General features: G+C 66.4%; 15 protein-coding genes. 9 read left to right on the top strand and 6 right to left on the bottom strand.

All coding sequences use genetic code 11. The features are described 5' to 3' along the window. The first annotated feature begins 80 nt into the window (after window positions 1-80). Window positions 81-2,138: an excinuclease ABC subunit UvrB gene (gene uvrB / locus NATOC_RS18485; protein WP_015323007.1), complete on the top strand. Its 2,058-nt coding sequence runs from the start codon at window positions 81-83 to the stop codon at window positions 2,136-2,138. A 24-nt stretch (window positions 2,139-2,162) separates the two neighbouring features. Here uvrB and nrfD read toward each other — a convergent pair whose 3' ends face one another. The 4 genes from nrfD to NATOC_RS18465 form a co-directional block, all read right to left on the bottom strand. Further along, on the bottom strand, window positions 2,163-3,524 hold the full coding sequence (gene nrfD, locus NATOC_RS18480; protein WP_015323006.1) for an NrfD/PsrC family molybdoenzyme membrane anchor subunit: 1,362 nt from the start codon (window positions 3,522-3,524) through the stop codon (window positions 2,163-2,165). A gap of 88 nt (window positions 3,525-3,612) precedes the next feature. Further along, a complete protein-coding gene (locus tag NATOC_RS18475) occupies window positions 3,613-4,095 on the bottom strand; it encodes a GNAT family N-acetyltransferase (protein WP_015323005.1) in 483 nt (160 codons plus the stop codon). A gap of 67 nt (window positions 4,096-4,162) precedes the next feature. Further along, window positions 4,163-4,459 carry an SUI1 family translation initiation factor gene (locus NATOC_RS18470; protein ID WP_015323004.1) on the bottom strand — a complete coding sequence of 99 codons (297 nt, stop codon included), beginning with the start codon at window positions 4,457-4,459 and terminating at the stop codon, window positions 4,163-4,165. 135 nt (window positions 4,460-4,594) lie between these two features. Further along, window positions 4,595-6,355, bottom strand: a complete 1,761-nt coding sequence (locus NATOC_RS18465) for an excinuclease ABC subunit C (RefSeq protein ID WP_015323003.1) — start codon at window positions 6,353-6,355, stop codon at window positions 4,595-4,597. A 144-nt stretch (window positions 6,356-6,499) separates the two neighbouring features. On the opposite strand from NATOC_RS18465, the gene NATOC_RS18460 reads away from it, so the two are divergent. The 4 genes from NATOC_RS18460 (at window position 6,500) to NATOC_RS18445 (ending at window position 9,819) form a co-directional block, all read left to right on the top strand. After that, window positions 6,500-6,757 (top strand): hypothetical protein, encoded by a 258-nt coding sequence (locus NATOC_RS18460; protein WP_015323002.1) that lies wholly within the window; start codon window positions 6,500-6,502, stop codon window positions 6,755-6,757. A gap of 77 nt (window positions 6,758-6,834) precedes the next feature. Then, window positions 6,835-7,755 carry an ABC transporter ATP-binding protein gene (locus tag NATOC_RS18455; protein ID WP_015323001.1) on the top strand — a complete coding sequence of 307 codons (921 nt, stop codon included), beginning with the start codon at window positions 6,835-6,837 and terminating at the stop codon, window positions 7,753-7,755. Then, complete coding sequence (locus NATOC_RS18450; protein ID WP_015323000.1) at window positions 7,752-8,723, top strand: ABC transporter permease; 972 nt, start codon at window positions 7,752-7,754, stop codon at window positions 8,721-8,723. The genes NATOC_RS18455 and NATOC_RS18450 overlap by 4 nt, the downstream gene beginning before the upstream one ends. Before the next feature lie 94 nt (window positions 8,724-8,817). Continuing rightward, a complete protein-coding gene (locus NATOC_RS18445) occupies window positions 8,818-9,819 on the top strand; it encodes an ArsA family ATPase (RefSeq protein WP_015322999.1) in 1,002 nt (333 codons plus the stop codon). Window positions 9,820-9,821: 2 nt separating this feature from the next. Here the strand turns inward: NATOC_RS18445 and ligA are convergent, their stop codons facing one another. Both ligA and NATOC_RS18435 read right to left on the bottom strand, forming a co-directional pair. After that, window positions 9,822-11,918 (bottom strand): NAD-dependent DNA ligase LigA, encoded by a 2,097-nt coding sequence (ligA, locus tag NATOC_RS18440; RefSeq protein WP_015322998.1) that lies wholly within the window; start codon window positions 11,916-11,918, stop codon window positions 9,822-9,824. Between the two features lie 191 nt (window positions 11,919-12,109). After that, entirely contained in the window at window positions 12,110-12,475 is a 366-nt protein-coding gene (locus NATOC_RS18435; RefSeq protein ID WP_015322997.1) for a 2Fe-2S iron-sulfur cluster-binding protein, read from the bottom strand. Between the two features lie 175 nt (window positions 12,476-12,650). On the opposite strand from NATOC_RS18435, the gene rio1 reads away from it, so the two are divergent. The 4 genes from rio1 to NATOC_RS18415 all read left to right on the top strand — a co-directional run bounded on the left by rio1 (window position 12,651) and on the right by NATOC_RS18415 (window position 15,456). Continuing rightward, window positions 12,651-13,520, top strand: coding sequence for a serine/threonine-protein kinase Rio1 (gene rio1, locus NATOC_RS18430; protein WP_015322996.1), 870 nt, complete (start codon window positions 12,651-12,653; stop codon window positions 13,518-13,520). Between the two features lie 61 nt (window positions 13,521-13,581). Next, window positions 13,582-14,085: a metallophosphoesterase gene (locus NATOC_RS18425; protein WP_015322995.1), complete on the top strand. Its 504-nt coding sequence runs from the start codon at window positions 13,582-13,584 to the stop codon at window positions 14,083-14,085. Window positions 14,086-14,137: 52 nt separating this feature from the next. After that, complete coding sequence (locus tag NATOC_RS18420; protein WP_015322994.1) at window positions 14,138-14,665, top strand: hypothetical protein; 528 nt, start codon at window positions 14,138-14,140, stop codon at window positions 14,663-14,665. Window positions 14,666-14,898: 233 nt separating this feature from the next. Beyond that, complete coding sequence (locus tag NATOC_RS18415) at window positions 14,899-15,456, top strand: KH domain-containing protein (RefSeq protein ID WP_015322993.1); 558 nt, start codon at window positions 14,899-14,901, stop codon at window positions 15,454-15,456. Window positions 15,457-15,536: the final 80 nt, after the last annotated feature.

Below are 15,536 nucleotides of genomic sequence, written 5' to 3'. Positions count from 1 at the left end.
CTCGTGGACCGGGTAAGAGGACGCGGTCACCCCGCGGGATATGCGAGCGCGTCAAGTGTCTCGAGTCCCTGATCCCGATGATGAGTGACTCTCGAGGTCCCCTCCAGCCGGACCGTCCCGACGTCGATCGGCCGTTCGAGGTCGACGCGCCGTTCGATCCCGCGGGCGATCAGCCCGAGGCGATCGAACAGCTCTCGGACGGGTTTCGCTCGGGGATGGAGAAACAGACGCTGCTTGGCGTGACGGGGTCGGGAAAGACCAACACGGTCTCCTGGACGATCGAGGAGATTCAGAAGCCGACGCTGATTATCGCCCACAACAAGACGCTGGCGGCCCAGCTCTACGAGGAGTTTCGGAACCTCTTCCCGAACAACGCCGTCGAGTACTTCGTCTCCTACTACGACTACTACCAGCCCGAGGCCTACGTCGAACAGACCGACACCTACATCGACAAGGACGCCTCGATCAACGACGAGATCGACCGCCTGCGCCACTCCGCGACCCGATCGCTGTTGACTCGCGAGGACGTCATCGTCGTCGCGAGCGTCTCGGCGATTTACGGTCTCGGGGACCCGCGCAACTACATCGATATGTCGATGCGACTCGAGGTCGGCGAGGAGGTCGGTCGCGACGAACTCCTGGCCCGACTCGTCGATCTGAACTACGAACGCAACGACGTCGACTTCACCCAGGGGACGTTTCGGGTGCGTGGCGATACGGTCGAGATCTATCCGATGTACGGCCGCTACGCCGTCCGCGTCGAGCTGTGGGGCGACGAGATCGACCGCATGGTGAAGGTCGATCCTCTCGAGGGCGAGACCCAGGGTGAACAGCAGGCCGTGCTGGTCCACCCGGCCGAGCACTACTCGATCCCGGAGACGAAACTCGAGCGCGCGATGGACGAGATCCGCGACGACCTCGATAGCCGGATCTCGTACTTCGAACGCCAGGGCGACATGCTCGCCGCCCAGCGTATCGAGGAGCGAACGACGTTCGACCTCGAGATGATGCAGGAGACGGGGTACTGCTCGGGGATCGAGAACTACTCGGTGTATCTCTCGGACCGGGAGTCCGGGGAAGCACCGTACACGCTACTCGACTACTTCCCCGACGATTTCCTCACCGTTATCGACGAGTCCCACCAGACGTTACCCCAGATCAAGGGCCAGTACGAGGGTGACAAGTCCCGGAAGGACTCGCTGGTCGAGAACGGCTTTCGACTCCCCACGGCGTACGACAACCGCCCGCTGACCTTCGAGGAGTTCGAGGAGAAAACCGACCAGACGCTGTACGTCTCGGCGACCCCGAGTGACTACGAGCGCGAACAGAGCGAACAGATCGTCGAACAGATCGTCCGGCCGACTCACCTCGTCGACCCCGAGATCGAGGTCTCGCCGGCGAGCGGCCAGATCGACGACCTGATGGATCGCATCGACGAGCGCATCGAACGCGACGAGCGGACGCTGGTGACGACACTCACCAAGCGCATGGCCGAGGATCTCACGGAGTACCTAGAGGAGGCCGGGGTTGACGTTGCCTACATGCACGACGAGACCGACACCCTGGAGCGCCACGAGATCATCCGCTCGCTCCGGCTCGGGGAGATCGACGTGCTGGTCGGGATCAACCTCCTGCGGGAGGGACTGGACATCCCCGAGGTCTCGCTCGTGGGCATCCTGGACGCCGATCAGGAGGGGTTCCTGCGCTCGGAAACGACGCTCGTCCAGACGATGGGACGGGCCGCGCGAAACGTCAACGGCGAGGTCGTCCTCTACGCCGACGACCCCTCCGCGGCGATGGAGTCGGCGATCGAGGAGACCCAGCGACGTCGCGAGATCCAGCAGGAGTACAACGAGAAACACGACCTCGAGCCGACGACTATCGAGAAGGAGGTCGGCGAGACCAACCTGCCCGGAAGCAAGACAGAGACGACCGAGATTTCGGGACGCGAACTCGAGGACGACGAGGAGGCCGCCCGCTACATCGCGGAGCTCGAGGATCGGATGGAAGAGGCCGCGAGCAACCTCGAGTTCGAGCTCGCGGCGGACATCCGCGATCGGATCAGGGAGGTTCGCGAGGAGTTCGCCCTCGAGACCGAGACCGACGACGGGATCGCGCCGCCGGCCGAGGAGTTCTGAACGCACACCTGGCACGGGACGGACTCACTCGTGTTCGGCGTGATCGGCGCGTTCGGGATGGGCGTCGTGTTCGCCGTGATCGCCCCGGAGGTGTTCGATGGCGTGGAGTTCGACGACCGGGACGATCTTCGCGATGAGGAGGAAAAAGAGGACGACCATCCCGATCGTCCCCGCGATCGAGGCGAACTCGATCAGACTCGGAAAGTACGTGCCCGGAGTCGCTCCGTAGATCTCGAAGCTGGGGTGGAAAAAGCCCTCGACGACGAACAGCACCTTCTCGATCAGCGTCGCGAACAGCACCAACAGACCGGCGGCGAGCGCGCGTCCCTTGGAGAACAGCGAGGGACGGATCGACTGGGCGAAAATATACGCCAGCACGGCGAAGACGAGTCCCATCGAGAGGAGGTAGACCGGGTGAGCGAGTCGCGCGTCGGCCGCGACGCCCAGGTCGATTGGTGGGGCGAAACCGCCGGCCACGTTCTGCTGGAGTTGAAGCCAGAGAAAGAGCAGACAGAAAAACCCGAGCCACAGCAGGAGTCCCCTGAAGACGTCGTCGGTGATGATGTGATCCCAGTCGTACGCCCAGCGAAAGGCAAAGGAAAGCAGGATCACGCCGCTGATCGCCGAGGTCAGCGCGATGGTCAGGAACTGCGGTCCCTGCACCCCGCCGAACCAGACCGGGTACGTCGGCAGGACGGCGAACAGCCACGGAATGACGCCGCCGTGGAGCAACAGTGGCGCCATGATGATGATCGCGAGCGCGAGCCACCACACCATCCGCTGGACGATCTCGTCCTCGCGCTCGGAGTAGCCGATCGTCAGTCCCTTGTAGATCGGTTCGAAGCGGTCCGGCAGCTGATCGCGCAGCCGGGTCACGTCGTACCGCAGCGTGAGCCCGAGATAGGTCGCGGTCAGCACGAAGTAGGCCGTGATGACCGTCACGTCCCACACCAGCGGCGAACTGTGCACGGTAATGTGGTAGTGACCGAGGACGCTCGTAACCATCCGATCGGGACGACCCATATGGACGATAATGTAAAAGCCCGCGGCAGAGAGTCCAGCGAGTGTTAACATCTCGGCCAGGCGGGCAACGGGCATGTACCGATCCATGCCGAGCAGCCGCACTGCTGCGGAGAGGATGATTCCGCCGTGGGCGATCCCGACCCACCAAATGAACGCACCGATGTAGACGCCCCAGGTGACGCCCCCACCGGTTCCCCAGTCCGAGAGGCCGGTGACGACCAGCCCCTCGGCAAGCTGGTAGGCCCAGCCGATCAGAAAGAGCAACAGCGCCAGGCCAGCGACGCCGGCCAGGAGGAAGTACCGCGTCGTCGTGTTCTTGATCGGGCGCAGTATGTCCGCTTCCGTAGGCGCTTTCGTGCTCATTGTGCGAACTCTTCACACCCTCATGCCGACCGGTTACTTCCATCCGTCCGGTGAGCATGCAAGCACTCTTTTAAGGGTCCTGGCGCCGCTACAGCTCGAGGGTGTACACCACCTCCCGTCGCGACTCGCCGCCGATCTCGACCTCGCCGTCCCCAGTTTGCTCGAAGCCGAGCTCCTCGTAGAACGCCCGCCCGCCCTCGTTGGTGGCAAAGTCGATCGCTCGCATCCGGCTCATGTTGAAGTCCTCGAGATCCTTGCGAAGCCGTTCGTGCAGCGCCGTGCCGACCCCTTCGCGCTGGTTGTCCGGGTGGACGTACATCCGGAGAACGTCGCCTTCCTCGCCCTGGACGACGCCGTGGGTGAAGCCGACGATCTCGTCGTCGTCCTCGGCGACGAGGACGGCCGTTCCCGGTTCCGAGAGCGCGCGCTCGAGCTCCTCGTCGCCGTACCAGTCGTCGATCGTCTCGTCGATCGTGTCGCCGGAGAGCTCGTCGTAGGTCTCGTGCCAGGTCTCGCGGGCGAGCTGTCGGAGCGATTCGCGGTCATCGGTCGTGGCGGGTCGGATCTCCATGCCGTGTGCTACGACACCAAACATCAAAGAATTACTCGCAACTCGATTTGGACCGGTCCAACCAGGGTTACGTTTGGACGTTGAAGCCGTGCTCTCGGAGCAGTTCCGGCACGCGGTTGCGGTGGTCGCCTTGGAGTTCGATGCGGTCCTCGTCGACGGTGCCGCCGGTTCCCAGCGAGGACTTGAGATCGGAGGCGATCGACTCCACGTCCGATTTCGGGAGTTCGAACCGCTCGACGATCGTCACCGGCTTTCCGTACCGCCGTTCTTCCATGCGGATCGACAGCCGTTGCTCGGCGGTCTCGAGATCGCCGTGGCTGTCGAGTTCGTCGAGCAGGTCGTCGAGCGAGTCGTCGTTTGACACGAATACACGGAGGACGGCGAGAGGCAAAACCCTGTGGACTCGCCCGACCGTCCGACCGTCCGGCGTTGGGAGGTGTCCTCGAAGGCATTACAGAGATTCAAGGAGAAGGCCCACGACTTCAGTCGTGGGAGGTTGTCAGAGTCGTTCGTTGATGGTCCGGGCGGTCTTTTCGCCGACGCCGGCGACGCTCCGGAGGTCCTCGGAGCTCGCCTCGCGGACGTTCTCGACGCTGCCGAAGCGACCGAGCAGCCGTTTTCGGGTCTCGGGGCCGATCCCGGGGACGTCGTCGAGGACCGTCTTTACGTCGTCGCGGATCGTCTGGTGGTACTGAACCGCAAAGCGGTGCGCTTCGTCGCGAACCCGTTGAAGCAGGTGGAGGTGAGCCGCGTCGTCGGGCCAGGAGAACTCGCGGTCGGGCGTGATCACCCGTTCCTCGGCCTTCGCGAGTGCGACGGCCGGAACGTCCCAGCCGACCTCCGCGAGCGCCTCGCGGGCGGCCTCGAGCTGGCCCTCGCCGCCGTCGATCAACAACAGATCCGGGTCGGGACGGTCATCGCGGCCCTCGACGGCCCGACGGGCGCGCCACTCCACTAGCGCCTGCATGTTCGCGTAGTCGTCGTTCTCGTCGGCCAGCTTCTTCCGCCGATAGTCGGCTTTCTCGGCGCTGCCGTCGACGAAAGCGACGTCGCTCCCCACCGCGAACTTCCCCTGGGCGTGACTGACGTCGAACCCCTCGATCCGTTCGGCCGAATCGATCCCGAGGGCGTCGGCGAGCATGGCACACTCGTCGCGCCCACCCACGTTCCGGCGGGCGTTTTTCAGCGCAAGGTCAACGAGTTTCGCCTCGCGACCCGCACCAGGAATCCGTACGGCGACGCCCTCGGTCTCGAGCCAGGCCGCGACCTCCTCGTCGCCGTGGCGCTCGGGCAACAGGAGGGCGTCGGGTAGCTCCCGTTCGGCGTAGTACTGGACGATGAAGGCTGCAAGCACGGCGGGGACGGCGCCGGACTCCGGCACGTCCTCGTCGCCTGTATCGGTGCCGGGCGCCTCGAGCGTGTGTCGGTCCCGATCGACGAGCTTCCCGTTCTCGGCCCGCAGGCGGGCGACCGTCGCGTCCTCACCCTCGATCGCCACGCCCAGGACGTCGACGGCCCGCTCGTCGCCGGTCGACTGGACGGCCTCGCCGCCCTCGCCGTGGAACGCCTCGACGGTCTCGAGGCGGTCCCGCAGGTTCGCCGCGCGCTCGAACTGTTGGTCCTGGGCTGCGGCCTCCATCTCTCGGCGTAGCGGATCGGCGAGGATCCCGGTCTCGCCCTCGAGGAACCGTTCGACGGCAGTGACGTCCTCGGCGTAGCTCTCGAGGTCGATCTCGCGGGTGCACGGCGCCGTACAGAGCCCCATCTCGTAGTCGAGACACGGTCGGTCACGGCCGGCGTACTTGTGGTCCGAACAGCCCCGGACACCGTACGTCTCCCGCAGGGCCTTCACGACGGTCTCGACCTGGCGTTTGTTCGTGTACGGGCCGAAGACGGTTGCGGACTCGTCGGGATCGCGGGTGATCTCGATCTGCGGCGCCGGGTGGTCGGTCAGCTGGACCATCGGATACGATTTGTCGTCCTTCAGCCGGACGTTGTACCGGGGCTGGTGGCGTTTGATGAGGTTCGCCTCGAGCAACAGCGCCTGGGTCTCGGTGTCGGTGACGGCGATCTCGACTTCGTCTGCGCGGTCGACCATCCGGCGGATGCGGGCGCTGCGCGGGTCGGCGTAGGAGCGGACCCGACTGCGGAGATCGACCGCCTTCCCGACGTACAGCGTCGTCCCGTCGGCCCGAAACTGGTAGACGCCCGGCTCTCGCGGTAACGACGTCGCGCGCTCGCGGACCCCCTCGGCGTTCATCGGCGGGCCTACGGTGGCGAAGGGTTTCAGGCTGACTCCTCGCGATCGGGGCGGTGGGACCGTCGCCTCGACTCGTGGTTGGCTCGAACCGACGGCCAGAGTGGACGCGGTACATTCTCGGTGGTGGCCCTCCCAGGTGCGGCCATGAGCGAGACGATCCGCTGCTGGCTGGTCGAACGCGAGTACGACGACAAGGGTCTCGTGACGCTAACGTACGCGACGCCCGACGGCGAGTCGATCTACCGCCGGGAGCTGGCGGCGTCGGCCGCGTCGGACGTCACGGCCGCAAAGGAGCTCTCGCCGGACCAGCTCGAGGACGCTCCGGACGAGGCGACCCGCGACCGGTACGCGACTGAGGCCGATCGAACCGCGACGAACTACGATCCCGACGACCCGATCTGATTCGGTCGGTTCGGCGTCCGACGCTGCGGGAGTGACAATCCTTATCGGCCGACGGTGTCTTCACTCGGCCACCAACTATGCCCGCTATCACGGTCGACGGGCTGACCAAGTCCTACGGCGAGACCCTCGCGCTCGAGGACCTCTCCTTCCAGGTCGAGGACGGCGAGGTGTTCGGCTTCCTCGGTCCGAACGGGGCCGGCAAGTCGACGACGATCAACGTCCTCCTGGACTTCGTTCGCCCGACGGCGGGACGAGTCGAGGTGCTCGGGCTCGACGCACAGACCCACAGCCGCGAGATCCGCTCACGGACAGGAGTGCTCCCGGAGGGGTATCGCACGTACGATCGGCTCACGGCCCGGCAACACCTCGAGTTCGCGATCGACTCAAAGGGTGTCGACGACGACCCCGAACGGTTGCTCGAGCGGGTCGATCTGGCCGACGCGATCGACAAGAAGGCCGGCGGCTACTCGAAGGGGATGGCCCAGCGGCTCATGCTTGCGATGGCGCTGGTCGGCGAACCCGACCTGCTGATCCTGGACGAACCGTCGACGGGGCTCGATCCAAACGGCGCCCGCGAGATGCGCGAGATCGTTCGCGAGGAGAGCGAACGGGGGGCGACGGTTTTCTTCTCGAGTCACATCATGGAGCAGGTCGAAGCCGTCTGTGATCGGGTCGGCATCCTCCGGGACGGCGAGATGGTCGCCGTCGACTCCGTCGCGGGGCTTCGGGAGTCTGTTAGCGACGGGACCGTGCTTCGGGTCACCGTCGACCGCCTCGACGAGGACGCGATCGGTTCGGTCCGGTCGCTACCCGACGTCTCCGAGGTCCTCGTCGAGGAGGAGACACCGCCGACGCTCGCGATCCGGGTCGAGGGCTCGAAGACCGACGTCCTCGCGGCTCTGGAGGACCAGGGGCTCGAGGTTCGTGACTTCTCGACCTCGGAGGCCTCGCTCGAGGACGTCTTCCAGTCCTACACCACGGAGGTTGACGCCCGATGAACACCGAGACGGAAGCCGGAACGACCGACCGTGGGACGACGGCTCCATCGAGTTCGATCAACCCCGAGAGCGTCCGGACGGTCGCGAAGAAGGACTTCCAGGACTCGGTCCGCTCGTGGCTGTTCTGGGGACTGAGCGTCTTCTTCTTTACCCTGCTCGTCGCGACGACGGGTGCGGTCTCCTACTTCGGCGAGGACCTCGCGGCCCAGGGCGCGACAACGGACGTCCTGGTCGGCTTCGTCAGCGAGATTACGCGACTAGTTATCCCGCTGATCGCGCTCGTGCTCGGCTGGAAGGCCATCGCCGGCGAGCGCGAGAGCGGCAGCATCAAGATCCTGCTCTCTCTGCCTCACTCCCGGAAGGACGTCCTGCTGGGCAAGCTACTCGGCCGCTCGGCCGTGCTGTCTCTGTCGCTGACCCTCGGGTTCGTTCTCGCGGCCGCCGTCGTCGCTGCCCTGCTTGGCGGGTTCGACGTCGTCGACTACGTCGGGCTGCTCGCGGTCTCGATCGTCTACGGGATCGCTTACACCAGCATTGCCGTCTCGCTGTCCTCGCTGACCCGCTCGACGACGATCGCGGGCGCGGCGATGTTCGGCGTTTTCGTGCTGTTCTACGTCGTCTGGAACACGCTCTCGGATATGTTCATGCTGCTTGCCGAACGCGACGTCCTCTTTTTTGATACCGTCACCGCCACGACGGAGTTCGACGGGGAGGAAGTCGCCATCGAGCGCCTGCCCGAGTGGGCGTACTTCATCGTCAATCTCGATCCCGGCGAGGCGTACGGACGCGTCCTCACGCTCGTCACCGACGTCGATACGATCGAGCTCCAGGCCGAGCTCGACGCGGAGCTGTTCGGCGGCGAGCTCCCCTTCTTCCTGCAGGACTGGTTCGCGCTCCTGATCCTCGTGTTCTGGGTCGTCGTCCCCATCGCAGTCGCGCTCTACCGGTTCGATCGCGTCGACCTCTGAGCGGGTGCGACCCCGCCCCGAACTGTTCGATTTCGAGACCGTCTCGAAATTCTGACGGGGTACTTAGGGTTCCGTCTCCGGTACTCGTGATCGAATGACCGATTGTATCTTCTACGGCGGCAAGGGCGGTGTCGGCAAGACGACCTGCGCGGCTGCGACAGGGACGCGACTGGCCGACGCCGGGCGGAAGACGCTCGTTGTCTCGACGGATCCCGCACACTCGCTGTCGGACTCCCTCGAGACCGAACTCGGGCCCAAGCCTCGCAAGCTCGAGCGGGGACCCGAACCGACCCTCGAGACTGACTCGAAGGGAGCACCCGAGCTCGAGGACGCCGCCGACCTCTGGGCCGCTGAGATCAATCCCGAGACGCGACAGGAGCGCTACGAGGCGCTCGCACGGGCGCTCGCCGCCGACCTTCGCAGCGCGGGCATTCGGCTCGACGACGAGGAGGTCGAGCGGATCTTCGCCGCGGGAACGCCCGCGGGCGGCGACGAGATCGCCGCGCTCGACCTCCTGGTGGAGTACGTCGACTCCGGAGAGTGGGACGTCGTCGTCTTCGACACCGCGCCGACGGGCCACACGCTGCGACTGTTCGACACGCCCGCGGTTGCGGGACCGTTCCTCGAGACGCTGGGCTCGCTTCGCGGACAGGCCAAACGGATCGGGACCGCGGCCCGCTCGGCGGTGCTGGGTCCGATGTCGATGTTCGGGGGAGGCGACGACGGCGCCGATCTCGAGGCGTTCCAGGCCCGTCTCGAGCGCGCACGGGAGCTGCTGCTCGACGCCGAACGGACGGAGTTCCGGGTCGTCCTCACGCCAGAGGGGATGGCCATCGCCGAGTCCGAACGCCTCGTCGAGAAGCTCCGGGAGTCGGGAGTCCGGGTCGACCGCCTTGTCGTGAACCGCGTCTTCGAGGATCCCGAGGACGACTGTTCGCGGTGTCGGTCCCGGCGCGAGCGCCACGAACGGCGAGTCGCCGAGGTCCGCGAGGCGTTTCCCGACCTCGAGATCGTGACGCTCCCGGAGCGGGAGGGCGAGGTGCAGGGACTCGAGGCGGTCCGCTCGATCGCCGAACGGCTCCCCGCGGAGGCGTAACGCTACCCGAGCTCGATCCCCTGCTCCGCGAGCAGCTCACGAAATTCGTCCTCGTCGAGGACGGGGACGTCCTCCGCTTCGGCGTCGTCGAGCTTCGTCTGGCCCGGGCTCTCGCCGGCGACGAGGTAGTCGGTGTTCCCGGAGACGCTGCCCGTCGCCGACCCGCCGTGGGCCTCGACGGTCTCCTGAGCCTCGCTGCGAGTCAGCTCCTCGAGCGAGCCCGTGAAGACGAACGTTAGCCCCTCGAGCTCGTCGCCGCCGGACTCCAGTGCCGACTCCTTCGGAGAGACGTGCTCGAGGACGTCGTCGACGGCCGCGGCGTTGGCCTCGCTGGCGAAGAAGTCGTGGATCTGTTCGGCGACGGTTCCCCCGACGTCGTCGACGTCCTCGAGGGACTCGGGCTCGTCCTCGGCGGCCTCGCGGACGGCCTCGAAGGTGCCGAACTCGCGGGCCAGCTCGCGGGCGGTCGTCGGCCCGACGTGGGGGATGCCGAGCGCGGAGAGGAAATCGGCGAGTGGCGGCTCGTGGCTGGCCTCGATCTCGGCCAGCAGGTTCGCGGCGCTTTTCTCGCCCCACCCCTCGAGAGCGGTCAGGTCCTCGCGCTCGAGCTCGTAGAGGTCCGCGACGGACTCGAGCAGGCCGGCGTCGACGAGCTGGCGGACGCTTCGTTCGCCCAGTCCCTCGAGGTCGAGCCCGTCGTCGCTCGCGTAGTACTCGATGGATCGACGCAGCTGGGCGTCACACGCCAGTCCGCCCGTACAGAAGGCCATCGGTCCGTCGCGCTCGATGGCGCTGTCACAGACGGGACAGTGATCGGGAAGTTCGTAGTGGCTTTCGGGGTCGTTCTCCGCTCCCTTCTCGACGACCTCCTCGACGTACGGGATCACGTCGCCCGCCCGTTGCACGCGAACGGTGTCGCCGACGGCGACGTTCTTTTCAGCGATCTCCTCGGGGTTGTGCAGACTCGCCCGCGAGACGGTGACGCCACCGACATCGACGGGCTCGAGCAGAGCGACGGGGGTTACGCGACCGGTGCGACCGATCTGGACCGCCACGTCGGCGATCGGAGTCACCTCCGCGCGGGGCGGGAACTTGTAGGCGAACGCGTAGCGGTCGTGTCGGGCCGTCCGGCCCAGCTCGTCGCGGGCCTTGCGATCGTCGACCTTGATGACGGTGCCGTCGATCTCGTAGCCCAGCTCGTCGCGGGCCTCGAGCATGCGGTCGCGGTAGTCGATCGCGTCCTCGATATCGTCGACGGTCTCGACGTGTTCGTTCACCCGCAGTCCCCACTCGGGGAAGCGCTCGAGCTCCTCGCGGTGGCTGTCTTCGAGATCGCTGGCCTCGAGGACGTCGAAGTAGAAGACCTCGAGGGGACGGTCGGCGACCACCGAGGGGTCGAGCTGGCGGATCGTCCCCGCGGTCGCGTTCCGCGGGTTGGCGAACGGTTCCTCGCCGCGCTCGATCCGCTCGCGGTTGTGGGCCTGGAAGGCGTCTTTGGGCATGTAGACCTCGCCCCGCACCGCCAGAAACTCGGGGTAGTCGCCGTGCAGTCGCTGGGGGACCGAACCGATGGTTCGGGCGTTCGCCGTCACGTCGTCACCCTCGCGGCCGTCGCCGCGGGTGACCGCCCGCTCGAGGGAGCCGTCCTCGTAGACGAACTCCATCGAGACGCCGTCGAACTTGGGTTCGCAGACGTACTCCACCTCGCCGACCTCGCGTCGGACGCGGTCGTCGAAATCCCGGACGTCCTCCGGCTCGCCACTTTGGTCGATCGAGAGCATCGGCGTGACGTGTTCGACCGTCTCGAACTCCTCGATCGGCTCGCCGCCGACGCTTCTGGTCGGGCTGTCGGGGCTGGCGAGATCGAAGGTGTCCTCGAGCTCCCGCAGGCGGGCGAACAGCGCGTCGTAGGTCCGATCCGCGATGATCGGATCGTTCTCGACGTAGTACCGTCGATCGTGCTCGCGGACGGCCTCGCGGAGCAACGCGACCTGCTCGCGGGCCCGTTTCTCGGGGAGCTTCTCGATCGGATCGAACTCAGTTGGCGGTTCCCGGAGGTACGGGTTCTCTTCGTCGGCGTTCTCGTCGGCGAGGGACATTCGTTGCTCGAGCGTAGCCCCTCGCCGCCGTTAATACTACTGACCGCGACCCGCACGACGGCGGGCGAACAGCGTGCGGAGCCGCTACTTCCAGGGGTTGTCGACCTGCCCGGACCGAACTCGCGAGCCGACGGCAACCCGACAGTCCGCTCGCGAGGTCGCACTAATAACGCTGCCTGCGGTCGACGGGACTACCCCCAGGGGCTGTCGCCGAGCTGGCTGCGAACCATCGGGCCGACCTCGATGCGACAGTCGGCCCGCGGCTGAGCGATACACAGCAGCGCGTAGCCGTCGGCCCGGTCGGATTCCTCGAGCGCCCGCGGCGGCCGCCGGTAGTCGACCGCGGCCGCAGCGTCTGGCGGCCCGTCGTTCGCTTCGGCGTCGTCCTCGAGGTCGACCACTCGTCCCGCACAGGCCGTACAGGTTCCCTTCCGGCAGTCGTAGGGCAGTCGGACACCCTCGCGCAGGGCCGCCTCGAGGATCGTCTCCCGCGGCTCGACGGCTACCGTCCGGCTCCGACCGTCGGACCACTCGAGCGTGACGTCGTAGCTGCTCATCGCCGCTCCCCCGCCAGCCGCGACCGTTCGGTGCGTCGAGTCATGGACAGTGCTTCGCACCGCGAGCGGAAAAGCGTAGAGCCGTCTCCGGGACCGATATCTGTCGAAACGCCACTTCGCCGTCGATCGACCGATACCCAGTCTTTACCCGCCCCGGCCTCGTAGAGACGATCAGATGGAACGGGGATCGGAGTACGGGCTGGTCGACCTCGAGGAGGCCGACACGCCGGGCGACGAGTGGGAGGAGATCGACGTTAGCGACACCGAGGCCGACCGGATCGCCCGCAAACGGGACCGGAAGTTCAACGAGTTTCAGAAACGGATCAAGGACGCCGACCAGTTCAAAGTCGAGCAGTCGGTGTTCGACGACGCGACGTTCGCGGCCCTGTACAAGCTCGTCCAGGACGGTTACGTCGAGGCCTTCGGGGGACCGCTCTCGACGGGCAAGGAAGCGAACGTCTACCACGCGCTGGGCGACGACCGCGAGGTCGCGGTGAAGGTCTACCGGATCAACTCCTCGAACTTCCGCCAGATGCGAGACTACCTCGAGGGCGACCCGCGCTTCGAGGGGTTAGGCGGGAAGAAGAAAGACGTCGTCCTCGCCTGGACCAAAAAGGAACTGGCGAACCTTCGGCGGGCGAAGAAGGCCGGCGTCAGGGTTCCGGAGCCGATCGCGACCGAACGCAACGTCCTCGTGATGGAGTACATCGGCAACGAGGACGGCCGCGCGAAACGTCTCGGCGAGGTCCACATCGAGAACCCCGAGACGGCCTACGAGGTGATGCGCGAGTACATGCGACGGCTCTACTCGGCGGGGATCATCCACGGCGATCTGAGCGAGTACAACGTCGTCTTCCACGAGGGCCAGCTGGTCGTCATCGACCTCGGGCAGGCCGTCACCGTCCACCACCCAAACAGCCGCGAGTTCCTGGAGCGTGACTGCAAGAACGTCGCGAACTTCTTCTCTCGGCAGGGTCTCGAGACCGATCCCGACGAACTGCTCGAGTTCGTCACGAGTCCGGAGCCCGACCCGTCTCGGGACTGAGCGACGGTTCGGTCGAACCCGGGCCCGAACGCCTTAGTAGCTCGCCGTCGCCCGATCCAGTATGAACATCGGGATCGTCTCGGACACCCACGACAACGTCGCGGCCGCCGAGCGCGCGGCCGAGATCTTCGAGGCGGAGGGCGTCGAGGTCGTCGTCCACTGCGGCGATTTCGTCGCGCCGCCGCTGCTGTCGGCGTTCGAGGACGTCGAGTTGCACGGCGTCCTCGGGAACAACGACGGCGAGATATCGGGGCTCGAGGCGGCTTTCGACGCGCTGGGCGGAGGGAGTACTCTTCACGGTCGGTTCGCCGACCTCACGTTCGACGGCCTCTCCGTTGCGGTACTGCACGGCGAGTCCAAGGCGGAGGTCGAGACCCTCGCCGCGGCCGAGGAGTACGACTACGTCTGTTACGGACACCACCATCGGCGCGAGCACCGCGAGGACGGGCGGACGACCCTGCTCAATCCCGGCGCGCAGTTCCCGACGGTCCCCGACGAGCACCGAACGGTCGCGATCATCGACACGCTCTCGGAGGCGGTCCGGTTCCGTTCGGTCCTCGAGTAGTCTCGCCTGTGAGCCACCGGGGTATTTACTGTCCTCTTCCGTTAGGTCGCGTATGGGCCGTGACCGCCGTAACCGACCGCCCGGCAGACGGACCCGTCCCGCAGAGACCCGGACGCGTCGGTCCTGGTACGGCTACGGGAAGCTGGCGACCGTGGAAAAGAGTCGCTTCGGCTGCTTTCTCCACGACGTCACCTCAATCTTCGGCGAGGTATCGATCCTCGGGCTCCCGGCGCTCTTGCTCGTCGCGATGACCGATCCCGCCAGCGGTGCCGTCGTCACCGGCGCCGCGCTGGTCGCGTGGATCGTGATGGTGATCGTCGGCGCCCTCGTTCGGGGGGGCTGGATCCGCCCGCTGGGCACGGAGACGCTCGGCTGGGTAACCCTCTCGGCCGCGCTGATTGGCCTGCGACTGGGGTACTACAACGCCGTGTTGCTCCTCGGGGGCTACGGCGGTGCGCTGCTCGGGACCGTCCTCGGAACGACCTGGATCGCTCCCGTCGCGGCGGCCGCGATCGGGGCGGGCGCGATGCTCGCCTTTCCCGCCCTCGGCGAACGGGTGGCCCGCGCCAGACGGCAGTAGACGGCGTCCACGAGCATCCGTTTGCGGGGGTCTTCTTTCCGATCCACTCGTCGACCTCGCTGTGAGTGGACCGCTCGTCCGCGAGGCTTCGGTCGGCAACCGCCGGACCGATCCAGACCTGGTCGTCAGCTTCGTGGATCGGTCACCGTACACGTGGGACAGTGAACCGGTGTTCCGTCGTCACACCGGTAACGGACCAAGCTCTTAAACTCGCCGAGCGACTACCGGAGTGCATGAAGCACGTGAAGATTCCGCAGGACCGCATCGGCGTCCTCATCGGCGAGGGCGGCGAGACGATGCGCGAGATCGAGGCGGCAGCCGAGGTCCGGTTGGATATCGACTCGGAGAACGGCTCCGTAGCTGTCGAGTCGGTCGGCGATCCCGTCAGCGGCCTCAAGGGCCCCGAGATCGTCCGCGCTATCGGTCGTGGGTTCCCGCCCGAGGAAGCGCTGCAGCTGCTGGACGACGATATGATGCAGTTCGACGTCGTCGACATCGACGCCGCCGCACGAAACAAAAACGACATGAAACGCAAGAAGGGTCGTCTCATCGGCGAGGACGGTCGTACCCGCGAGCTCATGGAGGAGCTCTCCGGAGCCGACGTCGTCATCTACGGCTCGACGCTCGGCGCGATCGGCACGCCCCAGCAGGTCGACGCCGTCCGCACCGCCGCGGAGATGCTGCTCGACGGCGCACCCCACGGAACGGTGTACTCGTTCCTCGAGGAGCGCCACAACGAGATGAAACACCAGGGGATGCAGTACCACCGCTACCCTGGCGGCGAGTCCTGACGCCCGATCGGCTGTTCGCGGACGCCGTCCCGTCCCGACTCTCGTCTGATTTTCGGACGAACGGTTTCGAACCGACCGTC

Source organism: Natronococcus occultus SP4, assembly GCF_000328685.1.
Taxonomy (GTDB): Archaea; Halobacteriota; Halobacteria; order Halobacteriales; family Natrialbaceae; genus Natronococcus; species Natronococcus occultus.
The sequence above is the reverse complement of the archived record's forward strand: the minus strand, read 5'-3'. Positions and strand labels throughout refer to the sequence as shown.

Coding starts and splice junctions, on each gene's coding strand:
- uvrB (WP_015323007.1), top strand. CDS start 81: ATGAGTGACTCTCGAGGTCCCCTCCAGCCGGACCGTCCCGACGTCGAT.
- NATOC_RS18435 (WP_015322997.1), bottom strand. CDS start 12,475: ATGAGCAGCTACGACGTCACGCTCGAGTGGTCCGACGGTCGGAGCCGG.
- NATOC_RS18465 (WP_015323003.1), bottom strand. CDS start 6,355: ATGAACGCCGAGGGGGTCCGCGAGCGCGCGACGTCGTTACCGCGAGAG.
- NATOC_RS18415 (WP_015322993.1), top strand. CDS start 14,899: ATGAAGCACGTGAAGATTCCGCAGGACCGCATCGGCGTCCTCATCGGC.
- nrfD (WP_015323006.1), bottom strand. CDS start 3,524: ATGAGCACGAAAGCGCCTACGGAAGCGGACATACTGCGCCCGATCAAG.
- NATOC_RS18425 (WP_015322995.1), top strand. CDS start 13,582: ATGAACATCGGGATCGTCTCGGACACCCACGACAACGTCGCGGCCGCC.
- NATOC_RS18445 (WP_015322999.1), top strand. CDS start 8,818: ATGACCGATTGTATCTTCTACGGCGGCAAGGGCGGTGTCGGCAAGACG.
- ligA (WP_015322998.1), bottom strand. CDS start 11,918: ATGTCCCTCGCCGACGAGAACGCCGACGAAGAGAACCCGTACCTCCGG.
- NATOC_RS18455 (WP_015323001.1), top strand. CDS start 6,835: ATGCCCGCTATCACGGTCGACGGGCTGACCAAGTCCTACGGCGAGACC.
- NATOC_RS18420 (WP_015322994.1), top strand. CDS start 14,138: ATGGGCCGTGACCGCCGTAACCGACCGCCCGGCAGACGGACCCGTCCC.
- NATOC_RS18450 (WP_015323000.1), top strand. CDS start 7,752: ATGAACACCGAGACGGAAGCCGGAACGACCGACCGTGGGACGACGGCT.
- rio1 (WP_015322996.1), top strand. CDS start 12,651: ATGGAACGGGGATCGGAGTACGGGCTGGTCGACCTCGAGGAGGCCGAC.
- NATOC_RS18460 (WP_015323002.1), top strand. CDS start 6,500: ATGAGCGAGACGATCCGCTGCTGGCTGGTCGAACGCGAGTACGACGAC.
- NATOC_RS18475 (WP_015323005.1), bottom strand. CDS start 4,095: ATGGAGATCCGACCCGCCACGACCGATGACCGCGAATCGCTCCGACAG.